The sequence below is a fragment of the Blastococcus sp. MG754426 genome (assembly GCF_021699055.1).
Classification (GTDB): domain Bacteria; phylum Actinomycetota; class Actinomycetes; order Mycobacteriales; family Geodermatophilaceae; genus Blastococcus.
Genome location: NZ_SSXC01000105.1, coordinates 1 through 10,262, shown reverse-complemented (window position 1 = coordinate 10,262; position 10,262 = coordinate 1). Strand labels below are relative to the sequence as shown.

General features: G+C 74.5%; 11 protein-coding genes and 1 tRNA gene. 4 read left to right on the top strand and 8 right to left on the bottom strand.

Going from position 1 to position 10,262, the window contains the following annotated elements; genetic code table 11:
* Window positions 1-93 precede the first annotated feature (93 nt).
* Window positions 94-167: transfer RNA gene (locus tag E9549_RS21310), tRNA-Pro, on the bottom strand.
* A gap of 49 nt (window positions 168-216) precedes the next feature.
* The gene (locus tag E9549_RS21305) at window positions 217-1,128 is read right to left on the bottom strand and encodes a metallophosphoesterase (RefSeq protein ID WP_236828593.1); all 912 of its coding nucleotides are present in this window, start codon (window positions 1,126-1,128) and stop codon (window positions 217-219) included.
* Between the two features lie 52 nt (window positions 1,129-1,180).
* Here E9549_RS21305 and E9549_RS21300 point away from each other — a divergent pair, with 52 nt between their 5' ends.
* Complete coding sequence (locus E9549_RS21300; protein WP_236828592.1) at window positions 1,181-1,633, top strand: GatB/YqeY domain-containing protein; 453 nt, start codon at window positions 1,181-1,183, stop codon at window positions 1,631-1,633.
* A gap of 57 nt (window positions 1,634-1,690) precedes the next feature.
* Here E9549_RS21300 and E9549_RS21295 read toward each other — a convergent pair whose 3' ends face one another.
* Genes E9549_RS21295 through E9549_RS21285 form a run of 3 tightly spaced genes read right to left on the bottom strand, consistent with a single transcriptional unit; the run spans window position 1,691 to window position 6,235 of the window.
* Entirely contained in the window at window positions 1,691-3,976 is a 2,286-nt protein-coding gene (locus E9549_RS21295; RefSeq protein ID WP_236828591.1) for a transglycosylase domain-containing protein, read from the bottom strand.
* A 40-nt stretch (window positions 3,977-4,016) separates the two neighbouring features.
* Window positions 4,017-5,243, bottom strand: a complete 1,227-nt coding sequence (locus E9549_RS21290; RefSeq protein ID WP_236828590.1) for an ArsA family ATPase — start codon at window positions 5,241-5,243, stop codon at window positions 4,017-4,019.
* A complete protein-coding gene (locus E9549_RS21285; RefSeq protein ID WP_236828589.1) occupies window positions 5,243-6,235 on the bottom strand; it encodes an ArsA-related P-loop ATPase in 993 nt (330 codons plus the stop codon). Before E9549_RS21285 ends, E9549_RS21290 begins: the two co-directional genes overlap by 1 nt.
* A 114-nt stretch (window positions 6,236-6,349) precedes the next feature.
* On the opposite strand from E9549_RS21285, the gene E9549_RS21280 reads away from it, so the two are divergent.
* From E9549_RS21280 to E9549_RS21270, 3 genes are all read left to right on the top strand, one after another.
* Window positions 6,350-6,520, top strand: coding sequence for a DUF4177 domain-containing protein (locus tag E9549_RS21280; RefSeq protein WP_236828588.1), 171 nt, complete (start codon window positions 6,350-6,352; stop codon window positions 6,518-6,520).
* Window positions 6,517-6,987 carry a RidA family protein gene (locus E9549_RS21275; protein ID WP_236828587.1) on the top strand — a complete coding sequence of 157 codons (471 nt, stop codon included), beginning with the start codon at window positions 6,517-6,519 and terminating at the stop codon, window positions 6,985-6,987. Before E9549_RS21280 ends, E9549_RS21275 begins: the two co-directional genes overlap by 4 nt.
* Before the next feature lie 124 nt (window positions 6,988-7,111).
* The gene (locus E9549_RS21270) at window positions 7,112-7,903 is read left to right on the top strand and encodes an NUDIX domain-containing protein (RefSeq protein ID WP_236828586.1); all 792 of its coding nucleotides are present in this window, start codon (window positions 7,112-7,114) and stop codon (window positions 7,901-7,903) included.
* 57 nt (window positions 7,904-7,960) lie between these two features.
* Here the strand turns inward: E9549_RS21270 and E9549_RS21265 are convergent, their stop codons facing one another.
* The 3 genes from E9549_RS21265 to E9549_RS21255 all read right to left on the bottom strand — a co-directional run.
* A complete protein-coding gene (locus E9549_RS21265; RefSeq protein ID WP_236828585.1) occupies window positions 7,961-9,016 on the bottom strand; it encodes an iron-siderophore ABC transporter substrate-binding protein in 1,056 nt (351 codons plus the stop codon).
* Between the two features lie 145 nt (window positions 9,017-9,161).
* Complete coding sequence (locus E9549_RS21260) at window positions 9,162-9,836, bottom strand: Crp/Fnr family transcriptional regulator (protein ID WP_236828584.1); 675 nt, start codon at window positions 9,834-9,836, stop codon at window positions 9,162-9,164.
* A gap of 158 nt (window positions 9,837-9,994) precedes the next feature.
* Window positions 9,995-10,262, bottom strand: a 268-nt coding sequence (locus E9549_RS21255; RefSeq protein ID WP_236828583.1) for a hypothetical protein, incomplete at its 5' end; no start/stop codon positions are given.

The following is a 10,262-nucleotide window of genomic DNA, read 5'->3' as shown; positions in this document are numbered from 1 at the left end:
GGGGATGCGGTCTGCTCGGCGGTCACGCGTCCATCCTCGCAGCGGCCCGGGAACGACTCAGGGGCCGCCTCGCGGCGGCCCCTGAGCTGAGGGTCGGGGTGACAGGATTTGAACCTGCGGCCTCGTCGTCCCGAACGACGCGCGCTACCAAGCTGCGCCACACCCCGAGGTGCGTCGACGAGTCTAACGCCCGCCCGCGCGGGCCCCCGCGGCGGGTCAGGACGGGCGTGCGGTGAGGGTCAGCAGCGTCGCCTCGGGTGGGCAGGCGAACCGCACCGGGGCGTACGGGCTGGTGCCCAGACCGGCCGAGACGTGCAGCCAGGTGCCCGCCGGGTGCGCCGGCGTCGGCTCCGCCCAGCGGTGCAGCCAGCGCACCCGGGCCCGGTCGATGCCGCAGTTGGTCACCAGCGCGCCGTAGAAGGGCACCCGCAGCTGGCCGCCGTGCGTGTGCCCGCAGAGCAGCAGGTCGTAGCCGTCGGCGGCGAACCGGTCGAGCACCCGCGGCTCGGGGGAGTGCGCCAGCCCGATGCGCACGTCGGCACCCGGGTCGGCCGGGCCGGCGACGAGGTCGTACCGGTCCAGCTTCAGGTGCGAGTCGTCCACGCCGGCGAACGCGATGCGGCGGCCGCCCACGTTCAGCTCGCCGCGGTCGTTGGTGAGGTCCAGCCAGCCGCGGTCGCGCATGCCGTCGCGCAGGTCCCGCCACGGCAGCTCGTCGCCGTGCACCCGCTTGTGGTCCCGCTTGAAGTACTTGAGCGGGTTCTTCGGCCGCGGGGCGTAGTAGTCGTTGCTGGCCAGCACGAAGGCCCCGGGGAGGTCGAGGAGCGGGTCCAGCGCGCGGAGCGTGGGCGGTACGGCGTCGAAGCCGGCCAGGTTGTCACCGGTGTTGACCACCAGGTCGGGCTCGAGCTCCGCCAGGCCCGCGACCCACTCCTGCTTGCCGCGCTGCCCCGCCGTCATGTGCAGGTCGGACAGCTGCAGGACGCGCAGCGGCGCCGAACCCGGGGCCAGCACCGGGACCTCGAAGCGGCGCAGCGTCCAGCGGGTGCGCTCGTAGAGGCTCGCGTAGGCGGTGACGGCCGTGCCGGAGGCGACGGCGGCGGAGGGGAGGGCGGTGTACCAGCGCACCCGCGAAAGCCTACGGGCGCCCCCGGGTGCGGCGTCGTGCAAGGCTTGCTCCGTGTCCGACCTCAAGGAACAGCTGCGCACCGACCTGACCACCGCGATGAAGGCCCGCGACGAGCTGCGCACCGCCACGCTGCGCATGGTGCTCGCCGCCGTCAGCGCCGAGGAGGTGTCGGGCAAGGAGTCGCGCGAGCTCACCGACGACGAGGTGCAGGCCGTCGTCCGCCGGGAGGCGAAGAAGCGGCGCGAGGCCGCCGAGGCGTTCGGCTCGGCCGGCCGCGCCGAGCAGGCCGCCCGGGAGCAGGCGGAGGGCGAGGTCCTGGCCGGCTACCTGCCCGCCCAGCTCGACGACGCCGACCTGACCGCGATCGTCGCCGACGTCATCACCCGCACCGGCGCCTCCGGCATGAAGGACATGGGCAAGGTCATGGGGGCCGCGAACGGCGTCGTGGCCGGCCGGGCGGAGGGCTCCCGGGTCGCCGCCGAGGTGCGCCGCCAGCTCGGCTGACACCGGAGAGCACACGAGGGGCCGGACCTGGTGGTCCGGCCCCTCGTCGTCATGGGCTCAGTTCGCCGGGGCGCCCTCGGCGTCCGTCGTCGGGGCGTCGGACGGCGGCGGCACCTGGGGCTCCGTCCCGGGTTCGGTCGCCGGCTCCTCGGTCGTGGGTTCCTCCGACGGCGCCTCCGGCTGTGCCGGCGGCTCGGGCTCCGGCGGCGGCGTGGTGCTCCGGGTCGTGGGGCCCGGGCGGTTCGCCGAGCGGCTGGACGCGTTGTCGGCGGGCCGGGTCGGGCCCTGCGGCGCGGCGTCGACGCCGCGACCGGCGTAGCGCGGGTCGGCGGGCGGGAAGGCGACCGGCTCCTGGGCGGTGAGGACGGGTGCCATCGCCTGGCGCCAGATCCCGGCCGGCAGCCCACCGCCGTAGCTGCCCACGTCGTTCGTGTCCCGCGGGCGGAAAAGCATGACGCTGGCGGTGTACTGCGGGGTCGAGCCGACGAAGGCCACCGAGTCGCGCTCGTTCACCGTGCCGGTCTTGCCGGCGATCTGGTGCCCGGGGATGTAGGCGCGGGCACCGGTCTGCAGCGGGTTCCCCGGCGCGGTGTCCTTGATCATCATCTGGTTGAGGGTGTCCGCGATGCCGGGCTCGATGACCTGCTCGCAGTCGTTCTCCCGGACCACCGGCTGGCCGTCCTCGGCCAGCAGCGGCTCGCCGTTCGGGGTGGTGATCGACAGCACCGGGGTGGGCGTGCACCTGACCCCGCGGGCGGCGATGGTCGCGTAGGCGTTGGCCAGGTCGAGCGGGCTCACGCCGTCGGTGCCGAAGGCGAAGGACGGGCGGTTCTCGTCGATGATCTGCTGCGCCGGCGTCTGGGTGACCGAGTAGTCGAAGGTCATGCCCAGCCGCTCGGCCATGCGCACGGCCGGCTCGATGCGGCCCAGCGCGTCCTCCAGGGCCAGGAAGTAGGTGTTGGAGGACATGTACAGCGCCTGCGTCATGGTCAGCGTGCGCGGGTAGCTGCTGCCCACGTTGCCGACCTCGTAGGGCTCGATGCGCTGGGTCTCGGGGTCGTAGCTCTCGTAGACCCGCGACCGGTACGGCTCGTTCGTGGTGATCGTGTGGCTGGCGGGCAGGCCCTGCTCCAGCGCCGCGGCGGCGACGAAGGTCTTGAACGTCGACCCCGATCCCTTGGTGGGGATGGTCGCGAAGTTCACCGACTCGCACTCGGGGTCGTCGCAGCCGAAGCGCCGGTTGACGCTCATCGCGAGCACCTGCCCGGTGCCGGGCTGGACGGCGTCGTAGACCGCCACGGTCCCCGCGCCCATGGCGACGGTGTCGAGGACGGCCTGGTCGCCGGCGCGCTGCATGTCCGGGCGCAGCGTCGTGGTGATCGTGAGGCCGCCCTTGTCCAGCTGCGCCTTGGTCAGGCCCAGCTCCTGGATCAGGTACTGCCGGGTGAAGTCGCAGAAGAACCCGCCGATCGAGGCGTCGATGCAGCCGTTGGGCGGGGCCTGCCCGGGGGTGACCTCCACCGGCGTCGGGGTGATCTCGGCGAGCTGCTGCTCGGTGATGTGGCCCAGGTCGTGCATGCGCTGGAGCACCTGGTTGCGCCGGATCTGGGCGTTCTCCGGGTTGTTGATCGGCTCGTCGTAGAACGGGCTCTGCACCAGCCCGGCCAGCATCGCGGCCTGCGGCAGGGTGAGGTCGGCGGCGTTCACGCTGAAGTACCGCTGGGCCGCGGCCTGGATGCCGTAGGCGCCCTGCCCGAAGTACACGATGTTCAGGTAGCGGGTGAGGATCTCGTCCTTGGAGTAGGTGTCCTCCAGGGCGAGCGCCAGCCGCGCCTCCCGCAGCTTGCGGCCGACGGTCTCGGCGTCGGCGGCCTCCCGCTCCTCGGGCGTCGCGGCCGTCTGCAGCAGGGTCTGCTTCACCAGCTGCTGGGTGAGCGTCGAGCCACCCTCCTGCACCGAGCCGGCGGCCACGTTGCGCACCAGCGCGCGCATGGTGCCCTGCACGTCGAGGCCGTTGTGGTCGTAGAAGCGGGAGTCCTCGATGTCGACGAGGGCCTGCTTCATGACGTCGGCGATCTGGTCGGAGGTCACCGGGGTGCGGTTGTGCTCGTAGAAGTTCGTGATCAGCGAACCGTCCGAGGCCAGCACACGGGTGACGCCGGCCGGCGTCTTGTCGGTGAGCTCGACCGGCAGGGCGTCGAGCAGCGACACGGAGTTGCGTGCCGCGAGCCCCGGCCCACCGACCCAGGGCAGCATGAGGCCGGCCAGCAGCGCGCCCGCGACGACGATCGTCGCGGCGAGCTTGGCGAGCAGACGGGTGGTGGCGCGCGCGTTCTCCGACATCGCGGTCAGGGTACGTCGCCCGGACGGGTGAGAGCGCTGGTCAGCCGCGGCGCGCGGGGAGGACGCGCGTCCGCGGCGTGCCGGTCGGCGTGTCGTGGTCCGGCCCGGTCAGGGCGGCGGCCATCGCCCGCAGCCCCTCGAGGTCGTGCACGTCCCCGGCGGCGGCCGGCACCGTCCGCAGGGCGACGTCGGGGTGCGCGCTGGTGAAGCGGTCGGCCAGGTGCTGCTCGCGGGTGGCCAGCTGCATCCGCTCCGCGTGCACCCGCAGGGCCGCGGCCGCGAGCGCGGCGCCGTCGTCCCCGCTCTCGGCCACCTCCTCCGCGGCCCCCTCCGCGCGGGTGGCGGACAGGGCGGTGGTGGCCGGGGGGTGGGTGCGGTTGACGACCAGCCCGGCCAGCGGCATCCCCTCGGCGGAGAGCCGGTCGACGAAGTAGGAGGCCTCGCGCAGCGCGTCGGGCTCGGGCGCGGCGACGACGACGAACCACGTGCCCGGTCGGCGCAGCAGCTCGAACGTCGCCGTCGCCCGCTCGCGGAACCCGCCGAACATGGTGTCGAGGGCCGAGACGAACGCGGAGATGTCGCGCAGCAGCTGCCCGCCGAGGATCTTCGAGACGATCCGGCTGAACAGGAGAAAGCCGGCGCTGGCGAACTTGAACCCGGCCCGGCTGGGCGCCATGAGCAGCCGGATCATCGTGCCGTCGAGGAAGCGGCCCATCCGGTTGGGGGCGTCCAGGAAGTCCAGCGCCGACCGGGACGGCGGGGTGTCCACGATGATCAGGTCCCACTGGTCGCTGGCGCGCAGCTGCCCGAGCTTCTCCATCGCCATGTACTCCTGCGTGCCGGCGAAGGAGGAGGAGAGCGCCTGGTAGAAGGGGTTGTCGAGGATCTGCTGCGCCCGCTCGGGCGTGGAGTGAGCGGTGACGATCTCGTCGAACGTCCGCTTCATGTCCAGCATCATCGCGTGCAGCTCGCCCGGTGCCCCGGGGACGTCGACCTTCCGCGGCTCGTTGTCCAGCTCGGTGAGCCCGAGGGACTGGGCCAGCCGGCGGGCGGGGTCGATGGTCAGGACGACGACGGTGCGCCCGGCCTCCGCGGCGGCGAGCCCGAGGGCGGCCGACGTCGTCGTCTTGCCCACGCCGCCGGCGCCGCAGCAGACGACGATGCGGGTCTGCCGGTCGGCGATCAGCTCCGCGAGCTCCATGGCCGGCGCCTGGCGGGGCGTGCGGGCGCCGGCGGTGGTGCGGGTGGTGGCGGTGTCCGCGGCCATCAGCGGGCCACCGCCGCGGGCAGGTGCTCCTCGAGCCGCCCGGCGAGCTCGAACAGGCAGCCGAGGTCCATCGGTCCCGGCAGCAGCGGGATCTCGACGGTCGGGCGGCCCAGCTCCTCGACCCGGGCGCGCAGCGCGTCCTGCGCGGCCCAGCGGCGGGCGTGCTCCACCACCTCGGCCACCAGCGCGTCGGCCAGCTGCTCGGCGCCGGGCAGGTGGACGGCGCCCAGCGCGGGGGCGAGGTCGGCGCCGGTCAGCTCGCCGGCGACCGCGCGGTCCAGGGCGTCGGGCGGCAGCACCGGCTCGGCGGCCATGTTCACGACCACCGAGCCGAGCGGCAGCCCGGCGGCCTGCAGCTCGGCGATGGCGTCGGCGGTCTCCTGCACGGGCATGTCCTCCAGGAGCGTGACCAGGTGCACCGCCGTCTGCGGGGAGCGCAGCACGGCCATGACGCCGTCGCTCTGCGTCTTGATCGGGCCGGACCGGGCCAGCTGCGACATCTCCCCGGTGACGCCGAGGAAGCGGGTGATCCGCCCGGTGGGCGGCGCGTCGACGACGACGGCGTCGTAGACCTGCCGACCGTCCTGCCGGCGGGTGACCGCCTCCTTGATCTTCCCGGTGATCAGCACGTCGCGGAGCCCCGGGGCGATGGCGGTGGCGAAGTCGACGGCGCCCATCTTGCGCAGCGCCCGGCCCGCCCGCCGCAGGTTGTAGAACATGTCGAGGTAGTCGAGGAGCGCCTCCTCGACGTCGATCGCCAGCGCCTTCACCTCGCCCCCGCCGCGCGCGACGGCGACCCGGCGCTCCTCGTAGGGCAGCGGCGGGGTGTCGAACAGCTGGGCGATGCCCTGCCGCCCCTCGGTCTCCACGAGCAGCACCGACCGCCCGTCGGCGGCGAGCGCCAGGGCGAGGGCGGCGGCGACGGTGGTCTTGCCCGTGCCCCCCTTGCCGGTGACCACGTGCAGGCGCGCGGGCGTCAGTTCGGGGGGCACCGCCCCAGCCTAGAAGGACCCTCCTGCCCCCCGCCGTTCGCAAGCCCACGGCGGGACCCTGCGAGGAGGGCCGGTCCAGCCCCTCGCCGGAGGGGCTGCGCTAGCGTCGGGGCCATGAGCGAAACCGCCCGCCAGAAGTGGGAGTACGCGACGATCCCGCTGCTCGTCCACAACACCAAGGCGATCCTCGACTCCTGGGGCGTCGACGGCTGGGAGCTGGTGACCGTGCTCCCCGGCCCCGGTGGGGCGGAGCAGCTGGTCGCCTACCTCAAGCGGCCGGTGTGACCGCGCCCGCGCAGGGCTGGCACGCCCGGCTCGCCGAGCTGGGCATCCGGCTGCCGCCGGTGGCCGCACCCGTCGCCGCCTACGTCCCGGCCGTCCGGGCCGGGTCGCTGGTGTTCACCTCCGGCCAGCTGCCGTTCGTCGACGGCGGGCTGCGCCGCACCGGCAAGGTCGGCGGGTCGGTCGACGTCGAGGCGGCCGCGGCCGACGCCAAGGTCTGCGCGCTCAACGCGCTGGCCGCCGTCGACGACCTGGTGGGCCTGGACTCGGTGGCCCGCATCGTCCGGGTGGTCGGGTACGTGGCCAGCGTCGAGGGCTTCACCGGGCAGCCGCGCGTCGTCAACGGCGCCAGCGAGCTGATGGGCCGGATCTTCGGCGAGGCCGGGCAGCACGCCCGCAGCGCCGTGGGCGTGGCCGAGCTGCCGCTGGGCGCCCCCGTGGAGGTCGAGCTCACCGTCGAGCTGCGATGACATCGCGATCCCCCGGATCGCACCGCGGCCAGGTGCCATCCCTTCGTCACGCTGAGCGTGTCCCCGTGATCCCGTCGGGAGACCTCCGGCGCCCGCGCCGGGGCCACGACCCCGCGGGGCGACCGTGACCGCGACCCCCCGGCAGGCGGCGACCGTCCTGCTGCTGCGCGACGGGGAACCCGGGCTGGAGGTCTACCTCCTGCGCCGCACCCGGGGCATGCCCTTCGCCGGCGGCATGACGGCCTACCCCGGCGGAGGGGTGGACCCCCGCGACGGCGACACGGAGACCGGCTGGGCCGGCCCCGCCCCGGCGCAGTGGGCCACCGCCTTCGGTTGCGACGAGCGCATGGCGCGCGAGCTGGTCTGCGCGGCGGTGCGGGAGACCTTCGAGGAGGCCGGCGTCCTGCTGGCCGGGCTGCCCGACGGCGGCGTGGTGCCGGACGTGTCGGGCGACGACTGGGAACGGCAGCGGCAGGGGCTGCTCAGCCGGGAGCTGTCGCTCGCCGAGCTGCTCGCCGACCGCGGGCTGGTGCTCCGGTCGGACCTGCTGCGCCCGTTCGCGCACTGGATCACCCCGCCGGTGGAGCCCCGCCGCTACGACACCAAGTTCTTCGCCGCCGCGCTGCCGGTGGGCCAGGAGGCGCGGGACGTGTCCGGGGAGGCCGACGAGGCGGCGTGGCTGCGCCCGGCCGACGCGCTGGCCGAGCTGGCGGCCGGCACGCGGCCGATGCTGCCGCCGACGTCCCACACGCTGGGCCAGCTGGCGGGGTTCCCCGACGTCGCGGCCGCGCTGGCCGGCTCGCCCCCGCAGCCGATGCACCCGATCAGCCCGCGGTTCGAGGAGACGCCGGACGGTCGCTGGGCGGTGCTGCCCGACGGCACCCGCATCCGGCTGGCCGTCCCGCTCCCCTCGTGACGAGCGCCCCCTCCCGCAGGCGGGAGGGGGCGCCGGTCAGGACCTCGGCGTGGCCGGTCAGGCGCCGCCGGCGGCCTGTGCCGCCGCGGAGAGCTCGGCCACGTACTCGTCCAGGCCCCAGGTCAGGGACAGGGCCGTCGGCGGGGAGACCGCGGCGATGAGCTGCTGGCCGACGACCTGGGCGACCGCGCCGGTGCGGACCTGCTCCATGAGCTGGCCCTGCGGGCCGGAGAGGAACTCCTCCATGGCGGCCTCGGTGTCGGCGTAGGCCACCAGCACGTCGCTGCTCAGCTCGCCGAGCCGCTCCGGGCTGAGCGTGTAGTAGAAGGTCTCGCCCTCGCCGTCGCCGAGCGCGGCGACGCTCGGGGCGCTCTCCATGCCGAGGTCGAGCAGGAAGTCCACCCGCGCGTCGGCCGGCTTGTAGACGGAGAAGGAGTCCGGCGCGGGCCACACCGCGGCCACGGTCAGCCCGGTGAGCTCCGGGTGTGCGGCCGCCTGCTCGGCGACCTGCTCGTCGATGTCGGCGAGGAGGTCCGCGGCCTGCTCGTCACGGCCCAGCGCCTCGCCCACGATCTCGATGGTCTCCCGCCACGGCGTCGCCCACGGCTCGTCGGGGTAGGCGACGGTCGGGGCGATCTGGGAGAGCAGCTCGTACTCGCTCTCGGTGAGGCCGGAGTACGGGGCGAGGATGAGGTCGGGGTCGGCCGCCGCGATCGCCTCGACCGGCGCCTCGGTCTGGTCGGGGAGCAGCTCGGGCAGCTCGGCGCCGTCCTGCTCCAGCCGCTCGCGCACCCAGGGCAGGACGCCCTCCTCGTCGCCCCCGTAGGACTGCGTCGGGATGGCGACCGGCACGACCCCCAGGGCGATCGCGGCGTCGGTGCTGCCCCAGCCCCAGGTGACCACCCGCTCGGGCTCGGCCTGCACCTCGGTCGAGCCGAAGGCGTGCTCGAGGGTGACCGGGAAGGCGCTCCCGGCTGCGTCGCCGCCGCCCCCTCCGGTGGCGGCGGTCTCCTCGGTCCCCCCGCAGGCGGTCAGCGGGAGCAGGACGGCGACGGTCAGGGCGCGGGCGGCGAGGCGGCTGCGCCGTCGGCCTGCGGTGCGGGGTGCGGGCATGGACCCTCCAGCGAGCGAGCGAACGAGTTAGGTAAGGCGTACCTTAGCCAACCCGTCCTGCGCTCCCGCGGTGAGCCGGCAGCGGTGCATGCGAGAGGCCCAGGACCGGGGTGGTCCTGGGCCTCTCGCCGCCAGCGGTCGGGTGTCAGCGGGCGCGGCGCCGCAGGCGCTCCTCGTCGAGGACGACGACCGACTTGCCCTGCAGCTGGATCCAGCCGCGGTGCACGAAGTCGGCGAGCGCCTTGTTGACGGTCTCGCGGGAGGCGCCCACCAGCTGGGCCAGCTCCTCCTGCGTGAGGTCGTGCTTGACCCGCAGCCCGTCGGTGTCGCGGCTGCCGAACCGGTCGGCCATCTGCAGCAGCGCCTTGGCGACGCGGCCCGGGACGTCGGTGAAGATGAGGTCGGCGACCGAGTCGTTGGTGCGGCGCAGGCGGCGGGCCAGCACGCGCAGCAGCTGCTCGCCGATCTCCGGGTGCGCCTCGATCCAGGGCAGCAGGACCGACTGCGGCATCCGCGCCAGCTTGACGTCGGTGACGGCGGTGGCCGTCGCCGTGCGCGGGCCCGGGTCGAAGACCGACAGCTCGCCGAACTGGTCGGACGGGCCCATGACCGCCAGTACGTTCTCCCGGCCGTCGGGCGAGCGGCGGGACAGCTTGATCTTGCCGGTCAGGACGATGTAGAGGCTGTCGCCCGGCTCGCCCTCGTTGAAGACGACCCGGCCCCGGGGGAGGGTGATCGTCTCCAGACGGCTGATGACGGGGTCCACCGCGTCATCGGAGAGCCCCTGGAAGAGCCCCGACTGGGCCAGCACCTCGTCCACTGCACGTCCTCTCGCACTGTCTGCGGGTGCGGGGATGCCCACGCCCGACGGAGAGTCTAGGCGGCTGTGCAGTCCGTCACCCGTTCGGTGGCCCCACGGTCCCCCCTCCGAGCGAGATCGGGGGCCTCGCGGCCCCGTCGTCCGCGCCGGGGAGCTGCTCAGACGAGCGGCGGGTTCTGCGAGGGCCGGCCGCGGTGGCGGCGGCGCCGCCAGCGGAACAGGGCCCGCCGGATTCCCGAGGTCGCGAGCGTGTCGACCTCACCGGGGGTCGCCGTGTCGAGGAACTCGCTCACCTCGCGCGGGGACGCCGGGCGGCGCAGGGGTTCCTCCACCCGCTCCATGACCAGCAGGAACGCGATCAGCAGCGGGGGGAAGAGGATGACACTGAGGGCGACCAATCCCGATCTCCTCTGCATCGACGGCGGG